We start from the raw sequence: 15,161 nt of genomic DNA on the forward strand, positions 1-15,161 counted from the left end.
CGAATAAAAAATGAAAGGAAGAGAGCATGAAAGCAAACTTTGTATCTAAGAAAATCGTGTTAGCGCTAGTATCAACGGTGTTGACTACTTCGGCGATGGCGCAACAACAAGCAAAAAAAGCGAGCTCACCAAAATTGACGATGGCTGATGTGTTAAAGGCCTCGCAAGCGAGTGATTGGCGATCATTAAATCCTGACAATACTTTGTATTTAGAATTAGAAAAAGGTCGTGTCGTCATTGAACTAGCACCAGAGTTCGCGCCAAAAAATGTTGCGAATATCAAAATGCTTGTGAAGGAAGGATATTTTGATGGATTGGCGATCATTCGTTCGCACGATAACTACGTGGCGCAGTGGGGCGATCCCAGTGAGAAGCGAGAATTTAAAAACGCCAGCAAGAAGGTCGATGCAGAGTTCACCGTCAAATATAAGCAAACAGATACATTTACACGCCTTCCAGATGTAGATGGCTACGCACCGCAAGTTGGTCATGTTAATGGCTTTGCTGCTGGTCGTGATCCAAAGTCGCGAACAACTTGGTTGACTCATTGCTATGGCGCGATTGGTGTCGCAAGAGGAAATGACATCGATAGCGGCAATGGTGGTTCCTTGTACGCGGTGACTGGGCATGCTCCACGCAATTTAGATCGAAATATCACGGTGGTTGGACGTGTGATGCATGGTATAGAATTACTCTCCAGTTTGCCACGCGGGACTGGCGCCTTAGGATTTTATGAAAAACCTGAAGAACGAACACCGATTAAGACGGTACGTTTGGCGGCAGATGTACCTGAGGCAGAACGTAGTAAGTTAGAAGTCTTCCGCACCGACACCAGCAGTTTTAAAGCATTGGTGGAAGCACAAAGAAATCGTGCTGGCGATTGGTATAAATTTGCAGCCAATCATATTGAATTGTGTAATGTGCCAGTGCCTGTCAGGCTTGTGAAGTAAGACGTTTGCATTCGTATTGTCGAGATAAATCAATGAGAAAATTTGTTCCCTTGCTCGTTCTAACTGCCGCTTTAAGTGGCTGTATGACCGTCACCGTAAGCTCTAATCAGTTTGTACCTCGTGACGCTCATAAATTAGCTTTATTAAAAACTAGTGCGCCAACATATCAATTGCGTGATTTGGAATTTGTACAAGCAGACGGCTCAGTAAGTCGTGGTGTGTATTTCAGTCAGCCCAAGGCTGAAGCAACTGTGTTTTATCTGCTTGGAAGTGGCGTTCGTTTAGATGCGAGTGGTGCTTTTTTTCTGAAGCCATTCGCCGATATGAATTTGAACGTGATTGCCTTTGATTATCGTAGTTTCGGTCGTAGCGATGCGACCACGGCAAAGCATGGTTTACAAGAAATTGAGACGGATACTTTAGCTCTGTATGACTATGCGCGCGGTTTGGTGCAAGGGCGTTTGATTGTGCATGGACACTCATTCGGCAGTTTTGTTGCTGCCAATTTAGCCGAGCAACGTCTACTAGACGGAGTGGTATTAGAAGGAACCGGAACAGATCCGCAAACCTATGCGCAGAATCTCACCCCTTGGTTTGCCAAACCTTTTGTATCTTATAAGTTAGACGGCGATGTAGCCCAAGTCGATAATCGTCGCAGTCTACAAAACATTCAATTTCCGATCTTGATCATCGCAGGCAAGCGCGACACCACTACACCAGAAGCAACTGCCCGTGTCCTTTTCGATGAACTTAAACAAAGCAAGAAACGTTTCATCAGCGTCGATGCAGGGCACATGGATGCCATGTTATTTCCTGAAACGAAAGCGGCGTATAGGGCGTTTTTGGTAGAAGCGATGAGTGCTAAGTCAGACCGGTGATTGCAATAAGATAGATATCAGAGTTTTCGCATCTTGTGATGGACTTTTTGCTAAAAGAGTCCATCACTTGCTTCTCGATATACCGTAAGATATTTACTGCGCTGGATTGGCAGATGTCGCATGAATTGCATTGATCGCTGCTATCACTTCATCGCTGAGTTTGACTTCGGTGGCGCGAATATTTTCTTCTAATTGCTGTAAATTGGTTGCACCGATGATGGTGCTTGCGACGAACCAACGTGAGTAACACCATGCCAGCGCGAGCTGGGTTGGTGTGTAGCCAAAATCACGTGCTAGCTGGGTGTAGCGTTCGCTAGTCGCGATCACTTCCTGGCGCATGTAGCGTGGGCTCCATGTTGCGGGAAATTGTGTAAGCCGTCCTTTGGCTTGCACATCATCGACATATTTTCCTGTTAAACGTCCAAATGCAAGTGGGCTGTATGCCAATAAGCCCACTTGTTCACGATAGCAAGTTTCGGTTAATCCTTGCTCATAACTGCGATTCATTAAGTGGTAGGGATTTTGGATAGAGACGATGCGCGCTTGTTGTTGGCGTTCAGCATGCTTGATGAATTCGCTCACTCCCCATGGTGTTTCGTTGGAGACACCGATGTGACGAATCTTGCCTTCTTTGATCAAACTATCGAGTACGTCTAATGTGGTTTCGATTGCGACACTTTCTCTTTCTAGATTTGGATCAAATTCTTTTTGACCAAAGATAGGCGCATTTCGGCTTGGCCAATGTAATTGGTAGAGGTCGATGTAATCTGTGTTGAGCCGCTTTAAGCTGGCGTCGATTGCAATGCGAATGTTTTTTTCATCAAGATCGTTGTCACCATTGCGTATCCATGGCATACCGCGAGATGGACCTGCTACTTTGGTAGCTAAAATAATTTTATCGCGTTGACCGGATTGTTTGATCCAGCTGCCTATGTATTGCTCGGTTCTATGCACGGTTTCGGTACGTGGCATGACGGGATACATTTCTGCGGTATCGATGAAGTTGATACCATGTGCCAAAGAAAAATCAAGCTGCTGGTGTGCCTCTGCTTCGGTGTTTTGTTCGCCGAATGTCATGGTGCCTAAGCACACCTCTGACACCATCAAATCACTGCTACCTAGTTTTTTTAGTTTCATATTCAATCCAAATTTTGCAGCCGCATTCAGCTAGATTATTTGTCATTTCGTATCGCGACTGCACACTCACGTACTAATGCTGGACCGCGATAAATCAAGCCCGAGTAGACCTGCACTAGAGACGCGCCAGCATCCATTTTTGCCACCGCATCTTTACCCGAAAAAATACCACCTACACCGATAATGGGTAAGGCATCACCCAGCTCTGATTTTAAGGCGCGGATGACTTTATTGGACAATTCAAATACCGGTTCGCCAGATAAACCGCCGGTCTCTTCGCCGTGTTGCAAACCTTTGACAGCGTCGCGTGTGATGGTTGTGTTGGTGGCGATGACACCATCTATCTTGTGACGTAATAACGAGTCAGCAATGTTTTTGATTTGTTCGCTGTCTATATCCGGTGCAATTTTTAAGGTGATCGGCACATAGCGTTTGTGTTGATCGGCTAAACGTTGTTGTGCGTCTTTGAGTTTGGAAAGCAAGTCGTCAAGTTCTGATGCGCCCTGTAATTGACGTAGATTTTTGGTGTTTGGTGAAGAGATGTTGACGGTGACATAGCTAGCGTATGGATAAACTTTGTTTAAGCATAGTAGGTAATCATCGGCAGCTTTTTCGATCGGCGTATCGGCATTTTTACCGATATTTAAACCGAGCACGCCTTGTTTTTCTTGGTAAAAGCGCGACGCCTGCACATTGGCGACAAAGGCATCAACACCGCCATTATTGAATCCCATGCGATTGATGATCGCGTTCGCTTGCGGCAAACGAAACATCCGTGGCTTGGGATTACCAGCTTGTGCGCGTGGCGTCACCGTTCCGATTTCAATTGAGCCAAAACCTAGGGACGCTAAGCCATCGATATAGCGCCCATCTTTATCTAAGCCGGCTGCCAAGCCAACTGGATTTGGGAAGGTGATTCCCATTACCTTGCGTGGATCAGCTGCTGGCTTAGGGAGCAGTCGCGTCAATCCCATATTGTGTGCACGCTTTAAGCCGGGCAGCGTTAAGTCATGCGCACTTTCGGGGTCCATGAAAAAGAGGAAAGGTCGGGCTAGAGAATAGAGCAATTGATCAGACATAATAAGAGTGTAATAGTAAATAATTTAAATGGAGAGTGGCTTCCAGCTGCCGTCCTGAAGCGCTTGCAAAGGTTTGAAATTGGTTTTGTACGACATTTTGCGGCTCGCTTCTATCCAGTAGCCGAGATAAAGATAAGGAAGCCCGAGAATTTTGGTTTGTGCGATTTGCCATAACACATTAAAGGTGCCGTAAGCGCTTTGCGGTACATCGGGATCATAAAATGTGTAAACCGATGACAGGCCATCATTCAAAATATCAATGATGCTAATCATGCGCAAAACCTGATTGCCGTCACGAAAACTAACTAGTCTCGTATTCACGCGACTTTGTAATAAGAACTGCGCATATTGATCGCGTCCATCTTGATCCATACCGCCACCTGCATGTCGGCGACTTTGATAGCGTTGATAGAGTTCGAAGTGTTCTTCGACAAATTCAAGAGGTAAGACTTCGGTGTATAAATCTGCGTGTCGCTGTAATGCCCGACGCTGACTGCGATTGGGTTTGAATTGACTGACAACGGTACGTACCGGTGTGCAAGCAGAACATTGATCGCAGTAGGGGCGATAAATAAATACACCACTGCGTCTAAAGCCACGGCTCACCAGTTCAGAATAAACCTCACTGCCAATTAAATGGGCAGGCGTAGCGACTTGTGAACGTGCTTGCTGATTCTCTAGATAACTACAAGCGTACGGCGCGGTTGCATAGTAATGCAAGGTAATGTAATCGTTCGTATTCTGGTCATCTGCGCTTTCAACCTTATCAGAGTTGGCGCAGTGATCCACATCGTCACGATCATATTGATTCGCATCGTCGTTGATTGGCGACATCAATTGTATTGGTGGTTTAGTGCGTGATTGCATCGCTATTCATCTTTCTGCTGGCTGAGGATGCGTCGATTGCAGGTAGTGCTTGAAACTGTCTAAAGTGAGTGGAGACCATGCATCAATCGTTTCTTGTGTGATTGCGCGTTTTACGTGACGCATGAACTCTTCTCGACTAATTGCTTTGGCACCGAATGATGCGAGGTGCGATGTCTCTTGTTGGCAGTCTATCATTTCCACATCATGCTTGCGTAATAAAATAACTAGCTGACTTAATGCCATTTTAGAAGCATCGGTTACCTTGGCAAACATGGATTCGCCATAAAACATCTTGCCTATACAAACACCGTAAGCGCCGCCGACTAATTCTCCATCTAGCCAGACTTCAGAGCTATGTGCATAACCTAATTTGTGCAGTGCTGAGTAGCCTTGAATAATTTCTTCTGAAATCCAAGTGCCATCTTGACTTTTGCGCGGTGCCGCGCAGCAGCGCATGACTTGTGTGAATGCGCTATCAAAGCGAAAACTCCAGTTCGCGTCTTTAAGCGATTTGTTGAGGCGCTTCTTTAAGCTGTCCGAAATCTTAAAGTCACGCGTCTTTAATACCATACGCGGATCGGTCGACCACCATAGGATGGGCTGCCCTTCAGAAAACCAAGGAAAAATTCCATTTTGGTAGGCTGTCAATAAGCGTTCAGGCGACAAATCAGCGCCCGCAGCTAATAAGCCTGCCGCACCTTGCTCGGCTGTCAATGCCTCGTCAATGTGAGGGAATGGGCTGTCAATCTCTAACCAAGGAATCATGAGTAAGAAAGTAAAAGTCTGAAGCAATGTGCATTAATCAGGTCGGTGCGATTTGTAGAAATCATGCTCGTGCAACTGGAAATGCCCACCGGAACGAACATTCTTTAAATCTTCAAAAAAGAATTTTAAGGTTTGACTTACCGTTGGGAAGGCGATTTCTTCCCAAGGGATTTCATGTTCTGCAAATAGTGCGACCTCTAGACTTTCTGTGCCAGCTAGATAATTCGTATCAATCAAAGTCGCTCGATAAAATAAATGCACTTGATCGACGTGGGGAACGCTCAATACCGAATACAACTCATGCAGTTGAATATTCGCACCAGCTTCTTCGATAGTTTCGCGTTGTGCTGCTTGGCGACAGGTTTCCTGATTTTCCATAAAGCCTGCGGGCAAAGTCCAATAGCCATAGCGTGGCTCGATCGCACGTTTGCAGAGCAAAACTTTGGTTTCACCTTGTAAATTCCAGATCGGTAAGGTGCCGACTACCATATTCGGATTTTGATAATGAATCGTCTCGCATCTGGTGCAAACAAAGCGTTCGCGCGTGTCCTCTGCTGGAACTTTTAAAATCACGGGAGCAGCACATGCGGAGCAAAATTTCATCAAGCGAATCTTTCAAGATGGTGACAGTAATTGAATCTATGAAAGTGTATCACTGCCAGCTAGTTTCACTAGATCTAGCGTGCTTAAAACGATGTCTTGTCATTATCGTGCAATAAAATAATGCTTACGATTAAGGAAAAACAGAGAAAGAAATTGCGCAAAGCAGCAAAGTCCTGTATAGTTCTACTTATCAGACGCGGGGTGGAGCAGTCTGGCAGCTCGTCGGGCTCATAACCCGAAGGTCGTAGGTTCAAATCCTGCCCCCGCAACCAGAATTACAAGAATAAAGCCACGTTTCATCGTGGCTTTTTCGTTAGGCTGACAATTTTTTTGATTGGTTTGCGTTTAGAGCGTGTTTCTAGACTACAATCTGGCATCTACTAAATTGATCGACTGTTTTGACTGACCTATATTGGTGAACCGGAGTTGGTGATCCATGTGCAGGTGAGCTGCAGACTGATCCGCCAGGCGCACATTTTGAATCATGCTGCGCGATGTCCTATAAGACTAGACTGGTTGGGATAAATATTATCCCGAGTGCTTCACTGAATACTTCTTAAGATCAACACAACCTGTTAGCTAAAGAGTTTGCATGAATACTGCAGATGCCAAGCGTGTACTCGAAACCGCATTGTTATGCGCGCATGAGCCGCTGACCATTAATACAATGAAAAAATTGTTTGTCGAAAGTAGTGATCAAGAAGATTTGGTCGGTGCCGATACGATTAAATTAATGCTGGAAGAAGTGCGTCAAGATTGGTCTGATAAGGGAATTATGTTGGTTTCTTTATCGACTGGGTGGCGCTTTCAAAGTCGTCCAGAGATGCGTGCATATATAGATCGTTTAAATCCTGAGAAGCCGCCCAAATATTCGCGAGCGACTTTGGAGACTTTGGCGATTATTGCTTATCGTCAGCCAGTGACGCGTGGCGATATCGAAGAGATTCGTGGTGTGGCTGTTGCTTCCCAGATGATCAAAACACTGGAAGATCGAGGTTGGATAGAAACAATCGGTCATCGTGAAGTGCCAGGTCGACCAGCTTTATTTGCGACCACCAAGCAATTTTTAAGTGATCTTGGCATGGCTTCATTAGATCAATTGCCACCTTTGCAGCAAATTGGTCAAGAAGAGTCTGAGGAGGCGCCAGCATCTAAGGATGTCTCTCCAGAATTAAATATGTTTGATGGGGTTGAATCCTCGGTTGATGCCTCTGATTCGGCTGGCATCAATATTGAAGTCGCTGAAGTGGTCGAAGGGACTGGCCTGCAGCAGGCTCAGGCAGAGGATGCTTTCGAAGTGCGTATCTCTAGCGATAATGTGTCAGGTATCGCAACCGAAGTTAGCTCGATTGAGATAATTGAAGATGAAATTAATTTAAGTGCGCAAGTTGTGAATGCAGATATCGCTGTTGATGTCGTTAATGACGCAGATGGCGAAACTGATGCTGAAGTAAATGCGCAAGAGAAATTGAGTCAAGTTGCGGCGGAAGATTTTGCGGCAGATACTCTTGAAGATGATGCAGCCAGTGATGTGATCTTGGATGATGTTGCAATGATGGCTGATACGAATTTAGATGAAAAAGTGGAAGCGTATGCTGAAGCTCTAACACCTTTCAAACCAGAATCAGATAATGAACACAAATAATCCAGACGAAACTTTTAACCAGCAAAATTCTAGCGCTGAGACCGATGCGCCACGCCCTCGTGCAAAGCGTGCTGTACGTCCGAAGGTCGCGAAGACCGATGAGTTTGTCACTGAAGCAGTAATTGCAGGAAGTGCTGATGTGCCAGCGGCGAAGACGCAGCGAGCGCCAAGTAAACCTAGATCTAAGCCAAGACTTAAGCAGGATGTTGTTGGTGCTGATGCTGAAGTCCCTGCATCAGATATTGTCGAGCTATCTGCTCCAACATCTAGTGCGCCACGTCAACAGCGTGCTCCGCGTCAAGCTCGCACGCCACGTCAGGTTGAAGTCCAAGAAGTGAATGCGCAATCGCAAAATAATTCACAAGCGACGACATCGAATCAAGTTCATACTGACGAGGGTGGCGAACGTCCACGTCGCACCCAGGCTCAGGGTGATAGAAATCGCACTCGTAATTCAAAATCTCGTGATGATCAGGCGCAAGGTGCGCAGCGTGTTGAGGGGCAATCTCGGCATCGCCAACAACCTAAATCAACGCAGGGTGGGCAAAATCGTGGTGGAGAGCAGCGTAACCAAAATAATCCACGACGCTCGGGGCAGCCAAATACCCGTAGTGTTGCAAATGCGGATGATGTGTTCTCATTTGTAACTTCCGATGCATACGACTCAATGGATGATGTGAAACAAGCACGTCATGATAAAAATAAAAAGCCGCGCCGTGATTTAACTGCCGATGATGACGCGCCGAAATTGCATAAAGTGCTAGCTGAAGCTGGGCTGGGGTCACGTCGAGATATGGAAGAGTTAATTATTGCAGGACGTGTTTCTGTTAATGGTGAGCCAGCACATATTGGGCAGCGTATTTTGCCGCAAGATCAAGTGCGTATTAATGGCAAGTTAATTCAGCGCAAAGTGAGTAAGAAGCCACCGCGTGTGTTGATTTATCATAAGCCAGCGGGTGAAATTGTTAGTACAAGTGACCCAGAGGGGCGTGCCTCGGTTTTTGATAGTTTGCCGCAGATGAAGGTTGGTAAATGGTTGGCTGTTGGTCGTCTTGATTACAATACAGAAGGCTTATTGCTGTTCACGACCTCCGGTGATTTGGCAAATCGTTTAATGCATCCGCGCTATGGTATTGAGCGCGAATATGCTGTGCGTACTCTGGGTGAGTTGGAAGAGGGTATGCGTCAAAAATTGTTGGCAGGCGTTGAGTTAGAAGATGGTATGGCGCAATTCTCCAAGATCTCTGATGGCGGTGGTGAAGGTGTCAATAAATGGTATCGAGTGATTATTGGTGAGGGTCGTAATCGTGAAGTTCGCCGTATGTTTGAGGCGGTTGGTTTGACTGTGTCACGTTTGATTCGTACTCGATATGGTGTGATGACTTTGCCTTCAGGCTTAAAGCGTGGTCGTTGGGATGAATTGGGCGAAGATGCTGTACGTAGCTTGCTAAAAATTAGTGGCTTGGAAAAAACGGTTGGTGAAAAGACTGAGCGCTCAAGCGGCAAGCCAAATGGTAATCGTGTGCAGGGCGGTAAAGTCCCACGTAATGTGAATCCGTTTGATGCGCCAGTTCAGCGAAGTTACGAGCCAACTGTGCGCGCAGGGTTTGCTAATCCGCAAAACGGTCGTCCGGCGCGTGCTACTTATGCTGGTTCGCAAGCTAATGGTTCTGGGCAGAGTGCGAAATCAGGTGGTAAAAATGCCAAGTCACGCAGCCGTCAGCCAGATCCTTTGCAAACAGCGTTGGGCTTTCCAATGCGAGATCAAAACCGCCGCGGTCCAACTGTGCGTGGTAGTGGTCAGGCGATTGGTCAGGCGATTGCAGCTCGTCGCCGTCGTGGTGGTTGATAAATCCTGCTCGGAAGTCGGTAGAAGATGTTGCCTAGGCTGAGTTTTTCACCGACTTCTCATTGCGATTGAGTAATTAATCGTTTATAATCTTGTAGTTAGCAGATTTTTCCTTAAGTTAATTTTTAATTATTTTAAAGATTTATTTGAGGCGCTAAAAAGATGGGCTGGTGCCCATTTTTTTTTGGCGAATCGTTTTTGAGTGCAAATGCAAGTGATTTGATGATTACTTGATTTGCTGCAAGAGTGAAATCTGTGTTTATCGGAGAATTGTCTTGCAATTGTTGGAATTAATTGAAAAGACTGTCAATGGGACAGGCTACGATCTGGTCGATTTTGAGCGAGCAGAGCGTGGTTTGTTTCGTGTGTATATCGATCTTTTGCCTGAAGATGTTGAGGAAAAAGGTCATATTACGGTTGAGGATTGTGCGAAAGTCAGTCATCAATTGTCCCACGTATTGACTGTAGAAGAAGTGAATTATGAGCGCTTGGAAATTTCTTCCCCGGGCTTAGATCGCCCTTTGAAAAAGTTTGCTGATTTCGTTCGTTTTGCTGGTGAAAAAGCCAATGTGAAATTGCGCTTGCCTATGCCAGGCATGGCAAATCGTAAAAGCTTCGAAGGTATATTACACGAGCCAGAAGGGGAAACTCTGAAGCTCGAATTTGAAACAAAAGATGGCGCAGCGATGCTTGAGTTTACGCTCGCTGATTTAGATAAGGCACGTTTAGTGCCGCAAGTGGATTTTAGGAGTCGCAAAGCATGAGTCGCGAAGTTTTATTATTGGTTGATGTGCTGGCGCGTGAAAAAAACGTGGATGAAGATATCGTTTTTGGCGCATTGGAACATGCTTTGGCAACGGCTACCAAAAAACGTTATGACGGCGAAGTTGATATTCGCGTTGAAATCGATCGCAATACTGGTGAGTACCGCACCTTCCGTCGTTGGCATGTAGTGGCTGACGAAGCTGGTTTGCAATTGCCTGATCAAGAAATTTTGCACTTTGAAGCGGTTGAGCAATATGCTGACATCGAAGTGGATGAATACATCGAAGAGCCAGTAGAGTCTGTCGAGCTGGGGCGTCGTTTTGCGCAAGATACCAAACAAATCGTTTTGCAACGTATTCGTGATGCAGAACGTGAACAAATTTTGGCTGAGTTCTTGGAGCGTGGTGATTCCCTCGTCATGGGTACCATTAAACGTATGGAACGTGGCGAAGCTGTGGTGGAATCTGGTCGTATCGAGGCACGTTTGCCACGCGATCAAATGATCCCAAAAGAAAATTTACGCGTTGGTGATCGTGTTCGTGCTTATATTTTGCGTATCGATCGTAATGCGCGCGGCCCACAAGTTATCTTGTCTCGTACGGCGCCAGAGTTCATCATGAAATTATTTGAACTCGAAGTGCCAGAAATCGAACAAGGTTCTTTGGTGATCAAGTCAGCAGCACGTGATCCGGGCGTACGCGCTAAGATCGCGGTTCATACTGATGATAAACGTATTGATCCTATCGGCACTTGCGTAGGTATGCGCGGTTCTCGTGTACAAGCAGTCACTGGTGAACTCGGTGGCGAGCGTGTTGATATCGTCTTGTGGTCTGAAGATCCAGCACAATTCGTCATTGGTGCATTGGCTCCAGCGAACGTTTCTTCGATCATGGTGGATGAAGAAAAGCATGCAATGGATGTTGTGGTTGACGATGAAAATCTGGCGATCGCGATTGGCCGTAGTGGTCAAAACGTACGTTTAGCAGCCGAGTTAACTGGCTGGCAAATTAATATTATGACCGCGGAGCAATCCGCTGATAAAGCAGAACAAGAAACTGCGGGCATCCGTAAATTGTTTATGGAGAAGCTCGATGTTGATCAAGAAGTGGCAGATATTCTAGTAGACGAAGGTTTCTCCAGCTTAGAAGAAATCGCTTATGTACCAATTAGCGAAATGCTGGAAATTGATGCCTTAGATGAAGATACAGTGAATGAACTGCGTAATCGTGCACGTGATGCGCTTGTGACAGAAGCGATTGCTTCTGAAGAAGGTGTTGAAGGTGTAGAAGACGCGTTGATTAATCTGGAAGGTATGAGCCGTGCAACAGCAGGTAAATTGGGCTTGGCTGGTATTAAGACCCTCGCTGCTTTCGGTGGCTTAGCTTACGATGAATTTGGTGCGATTTTGGCTCTGTCTACCGACCGTGCGCGCCAATTAATTGATAATGCATTTGAAGATGTGACTGATGATGAGATGAAACTCATCGACGCTAAATATGATGAACATGCAAAAGCCGTATTGGAAAAAGCATGGAAACTCGTTGAAGCAAAATAATCACGAGTGAATAACCCATATTGAAGCGTAGATTTAACTCAATTGAATGTTAAATCGCAGCACAAAACAAGGAAAGAGGACTGAATGGCGAGTAATAATGTAGCTCAATTTGCCACCGAGCTGAAAATGTCAGCGGATTTACTGCTCACGCAATTGAATGCCGCAGGCGTTACAAAAGCGTCTGCGTCCGATATCTTGTCTAAAGAAGATAAAGACAAGTTGTTGGAACATTTACGTCGTTCACACGGCGTGGCTCCTGATGCCGAAAAGAAAAAAATCACTTTGACTCGTAAAGAAACAACCGAGATCAAGCAAGCTGATGCAACGGGTAAAACACGTACTGTGCAAGTGGAAGTACGCAAGAAACGTACTTTTGTAAAACGTGATGAAAGTTCTCCTGAAGAGAATCTGAAATCAACAACTCCAGCGATCGATCCAGCAGAAATTGCACGTCGTGAAGCAGAGGCGAAAGCCGAAGCTGAATTAGCAGCGCGTCGCGAGGCTGAATTACTCGAGAAACAAGCACAGCTAGCTAAGTTGGAAGCAGAAAAAGAAGCTGAAGCGAAAGCTGCGCGTGAAGCAGAAGCCGCTGCTAAGGCAAAAGCAGAAGCAGAAAAAGCGAAGCAAGCTGAAGAAAAACGTGCAAAAGCAAGTAAAACCGTAGTGGCAGAAGTGTCAGCTGCGGATGAAGAAGCGAAGCGCGTAGCAGCAGAAGACGCGAAGAAAAAAGCCGCGGCTGAAGCAAAAGAAGCTGCAAAAGAAGCCGCCGCACGTGCTGCAAGTGCTGAAAGTGCACGTAAAAAAGTAGCTGACGAAGTTGCGCAAATTAAAGAAATGATGCTGGCCGCGCGCAAACCGAAACCGGTAGAAGCACCAGCCGCCGCACCATCTAAAGTTGCGGAAGGCACTTTGCATAAACCTGCAGATAAAAAAGCGGGCGATAAGAAACCGGCTGGCGATAAGAAAGAAGCTAAGCCTGCAACCGCTGCAGCACCAAGTGCAGATAAGAAATCAATCAAGTCAGCAAACGTTTCTTCTACTTGGCAAGAAGATGCCGCGAAAAAACGTAGCGGTGGTTTGAAAACTCGTGGCGCAGCTCCAGTTGGTCGCGAAGGTTGGAAGAGCGGACCTAAAGGTCGTCGCAACCAACACCATGAAGAACGTGAATCGAACTTCCAAGTGCCAGTTGAGGCAGTGGTAAAAGATGTCTACGTGCCAGAAACACTAACAGTTGCAGAGTTGGCACATAAGATGTCTGTAAAAGCGTCTGAAGTGATTAAGCATTTGATGAAACTCGGTCAAATGTGCACGATTAACCAAGTTCTCGATCAAGAAACAGCAATGATTTTGGTTGAGGAAATGGGACATAAAGCATTTGCTGCAAAGATTGATGATCCTGAAGCGATGTTGACGGACGTTGCTGAACATGCTGAATATGAGTCTTCACCACGTGCGCCAGTTGTCACCGTGATGGGTCACGTTGATCACGGTAAAACCTCTTTGCTCGACTACATTCGTCGCGCTAAAGTTGCTTCTGGTGAAGCTGGTGGTATTACGCAGCATATCGGTGCTTACCACGTCGAAACGCCGCGCGGCATGATTACTTTCCTTGATACACCAGGTCACGAAGCGTTTACTGCGATGCGTGCACGCGGTGCAAAAGCAACTGACATTGTTATTCTGGTTGTTGCCGCTGATGATGGCGTGATGCCGCAAACCAAAGAAGCGATTGCTCATGCAAAAGCAGCGGGTGTTCCTTTGGTCGTCGCGATCAATAAGATTGATAAACCAGCAGCGAATGCTGATCGTGTGACGCAAGAATTGGTCGCAGAAAGCGTAGTACCAGAAGAGTACGGTGGCGATTCTCCTTTTGTGCCAGTATCGGCCAAAACAGGTCAAGGTATTGATGATTTGTTGGAACAAGTATTGTTACAAGCGGAAATTTTGGAATTACGTGCTCCAATTGATGCGCCAGCAAAAGGTTTAGTAGTTGAATCTCGTTTGGATAAAGGCCGTGGTACTGTTGCGACGATCTTGGTTCAATCAGGTACTTTGAAACGTGGCGACGTTGTGTTGGCTGGTTCATCTTATGGTCGTGTTCGTGCGATGTTGGATGAAAACGGCAAGAACATCAATGAAGCAGGTCCGTCAATCCCAGTAGAAATTCAAGGTTTGACCGAAGTACCAACCGCTGGTGAAGAAGTGATGGTCATGGTTGATGAACGTAAAGCACGTGAAATCGCCTTGTTCCGTCAAGGTAAATACCGCGATGTTAAATTGGCGAAACAGCAAGCTGCAAAACTCGAGAACATGTTCGAAAACATGGGCGAAGGCGAGCTCAAAAACTTGCCAATTATCGTCAAAACCGATGTTCAAGGTTCACAAGAAGCTTTGGTTCAATCTTTGGTCAAACTGTCCAACAACGAAGTACGTGTACAAGTCGTTCACGCAGCGGTTGGCGGTATCTCTGAATCCGACGTAAACTTGGCAGTCGCTTCGAAAGCAGTCATTATTGGCTTCAACACGCGTGCAGATGCCTCCGCACGTAAGTTAGCTGAATCAAACGGCGTGGATATTCGTTACTACAATATTATTTACGATGCGGTTGATGAAATTAAATCTGCCTTGTCTGGTATGTTGGCGCCTGAGAAGCGTGAAACTATCATCGGTATGGTTGAGATCCGTCAAGTATTCTCAGTCAGCAAAGTCGGTTCAATCGCAGGTTGCTTGGTTACTGAAGGTATGGTTAAGCGTACGTCATCCGTTCGTTTGTTACGCAACAATGTCGTGACATGGACTGGTGAGTTGGATTCCTTGAAGCGATACAAAGATGATGCTAAAGAAGTTCGTGCGGGTATGGAGTGCGGTCTCTCACTCAAAGCCTATAACGATATTCAGGTTGGGGATTTCTTAGAAATCTTCGAAATTCAAGAAATTGCGCGGACGCTGTAATAAGTAAAAAAGAGGAAGCGAGAGCTTCCTCTTTGATTTTTGAAATAAAGAAAATAAACAATATTGAACCGCGGAGGCGCAGAGAACGCAAAGTTAGTTTTTATTCTTTGTGTGAT

Annotated in this window: 12 protein-coding genes and 1 tRNA gene; 8 read left to right on the forward strand and 5 right to left on the reverse strand. The window is 45.9% G+C overall.

The window, feature by feature from the left end; genetic code table 11:
* The first annotated feature begins 26 nt into the window (after positions 1–26).
* Both KDM92_RS12340 and KDM92_RS12345 read left to right on the forward strand, forming a co-directional pair.
* Complete coding sequence (locus tag KDM92_RS12340) at positions 27–950, forward strand: peptidylprolyl isomerase (RefSeq protein WP_212684770.1); 924 nt, start codon at positions 27–29, stop codon at positions 948–950.
* Between the two features lie 32 nt (positions 951–982).
* Positions 983–1,828: an alpha/beta hydrolase gene (locus KDM92_RS12345; protein ID WP_212684771.1), complete on the forward strand. Its 846-nt coding sequence runs from the start codon at positions 983–985 to the stop codon at positions 1,826–1,828.
* 93 nt (positions 1,829–1,921) lie between these two features.
* On the opposite strand, the gene KDM92_RS12350 is transcribed toward KDM92_RS12345, so the two are convergent.
* The 5 genes from KDM92_RS12350 to KDM92_RS12370 are packed head-to-tail and all read right to left on the reverse strand — an operon-like array spanning position 1,922 to position 6,279.
* Positions 1,922–2,965: an aldo/keto reductase gene (locus tag KDM92_RS12350; protein ID WP_212684772.1), complete on the reverse strand. Its 1,044-nt coding sequence runs from the start codon at positions 2,963–2,965 to the stop codon at positions 1,922–1,924.
* Positions 2,966–3,000: 35 nt separating this feature from the next.
* Positions 3,001–4,044: a quinone-dependent dihydroorotate dehydrogenase gene (locus tag KDM92_RS12355; protein ID WP_212684773.1), complete on the reverse strand. Its 1,044-nt coding sequence runs from the start codon at positions 4,042–4,044 to the stop codon at positions 3,001–3,003.
* A 24-nt stretch (positions 4,045–4,068) separates the two neighbouring features.
* Positions 4,069–4,911 carry an arginyltransferase gene (locus KDM92_RS12360; protein ID WP_230408335.1) on the reverse strand — a complete coding sequence of 281 codons (843 nt, stop codon included), beginning with the start codon at positions 4,909–4,911 and terminating at the stop codon, positions 4,069–4,071.
* A 6-nt stretch (positions 4,912–4,917) separates the two neighbouring features.
* Positions 4,918–5,676: a leucyl/phenylalanyl-tRNA--protein transferase gene (gene aat, locus KDM92_RS12365; RefSeq protein WP_212684774.1), complete on the reverse strand. Its 759-nt coding sequence runs from the start codon at positions 5,674–5,676 to the stop codon at positions 4,918–4,920.
* A gap of 33 nt (positions 5,677–5,709) precedes the next feature.
* Complete coding sequence (locus KDM92_RS12370) at positions 5,710–6,279, reverse strand: NUDIX hydrolase (protein ID WP_189344601.1); 570 nt, start codon at positions 6,277–6,279, stop codon at positions 5,710–5,712.
* A 195-nt stretch (positions 6,280–6,474) separates the two neighbouring features.
* Here KDM92_RS12370 and KDM92_RS12375 point away from each other — a divergent pair.
* The 6 genes from KDM92_RS12375 to infB all read left to right on the forward strand — a co-directional run bounded on the left by KDM92_RS12375 (position 6,475) and on the right by infB (position 15,045).
* Positions 6,475–6,551, forward strand: a tRNA-Met gene (locus tag KDM92_RS12375).
* A gap of 320 nt (positions 6,552–6,871) precedes the next feature.
* Positions 6,872–7,924, forward strand: coding sequence for an SMC-Scp complex subunit ScpB (gene scpB / locus KDM92_RS12380; RefSeq protein ID WP_212684775.1), 1,053 nt, complete (start codon positions 6,872–6,874; stop codon positions 7,922–7,924).
* Entirely contained in the window at positions 7,911–9,773 is a 1,863-nt protein-coding gene (locus KDM92_RS12385; protein ID WP_212684776.1) for a pseudouridine synthase, read from the forward strand. The genes scpB and KDM92_RS12385 overlap by 14 nt, the downstream gene beginning before the upstream one ends.
* A gap of 275 nt (positions 9,774–10,048) precedes the next feature.
* The gene (gene rimP / locus KDM92_RS12390) at positions 10,049–10,537 is read left to right on the forward strand and encodes a ribosome maturation factor RimP (RefSeq protein ID WP_189344598.1); all 489 of its coding nucleotides are present in this window, start codon (positions 10,049–10,051) and stop codon (positions 10,535–10,537) included.
* Positions 10,534–12,093 (forward strand): transcription termination factor NusA, encoded by a 1,560-nt coding sequence (gene nusA, locus KDM92_RS12395; RefSeq protein WP_189344597.1) that lies wholly within the window; start codon positions 10,534–10,536, stop codon positions 12,091–12,093. The genes rimP and nusA overlap by 4 nt, the downstream gene beginning before the upstream one ends.
* An 84-nt stretch (positions 12,094–12,177) precedes the next feature.
* Positions 12,178–15,045: a translation initiation factor IF-2 gene (infB, locus tag KDM92_RS12400; protein WP_212684777.1), complete on the forward strand. Its 2,868-nt coding sequence runs from the start codon at positions 12,178–12,180 to the stop codon at positions 15,043–15,045.
* Positions 15,046–15,161: the final 116 nt, after the last annotated feature.

Source organism: Affinundibacterium baiyunense, from assembly GCF_018139645.1.
Taxonomy (GTDB): domain Bacteria; phylum Pseudomonadota; class Gammaproteobacteria; order Burkholderiales; family Burkholderiaceae_D; genus Undibacterium; species Undibacterium baiyunense.

Bases quoted from the DNA above. Each gene is read 5' to 3' on its own strand.
- KDM92_RS12340 (WP_212684770.1), top strand. From the start codon at position 27: ATGAAAGCAAACTTTGTATCTAAGAAAATCGTGTTAGCGCTAGTATCA.
- KDM92_RS12345 (WP_212684771.1), top strand. From the start codon at position 983: ATGAGAAAATTTGTTCCCTTGCTCGTTCTAACTGCCGCTTTAAGTGGC.
- KDM92_RS12350 (WP_212684772.1), bottom strand. From the start codon at position 2,965: ATGAAACTAAAAAAACTAGGTAGCAGTGATTTGATGGTGTCAGAGGTG.
- KDM92_RS12355 (WP_212684773.1), bottom strand. From the start codon at position 4,044: ATGTCTGATCAATTGCTCTATTCTCTAGCCCGACCTTTCCTCTTTTTC.
- KDM92_RS12360 (WP_230408335.1), bottom strand. From the start codon at position 4,911: ATGCAATCACGCACTAAACCACCAATACAATTGATGTCGCCAATCAAC.
- aat (WP_212684774.1), bottom strand. From the start codon at position 5,676: ATGATTCCTTGGTTAGAGATTGACAGCCCATTCCCTCACATTGACGAG.
- KDM92_RS12370 (WP_189344601.1), bottom strand. From the start codon at position 6,279: ATGAAATTTTGCTCCGCATGTGCTGCTCCCGTGATTTTAAAAGTTCCA.
- scpB (WP_212684775.1), top strand. From the start codon at position 6,872: ATGAATACTGCAGATGCCAAGCGTGTACTCGAAACCGCATTGTTATGC.
- KDM92_RS12385 (WP_212684776.1), top strand. From the start codon at position 7,911: ATGAACACAAATAATCCAGACGAAACTTTTAACCAGCAAAATTCTAGC.
- nusA (WP_189344597.1), top strand. From the start codon at position 10,534: ATGAGTCGCGAAGTTTTATTATTGGTTGATGTGCTGGCGCGTGAAAAA.
- infB (WP_212684777.1), top strand. From the start codon at position 12,178: ATGGCGAGTAATAATGTAGCTCAATTTGCCACCGAGCTGAAAATGTCA.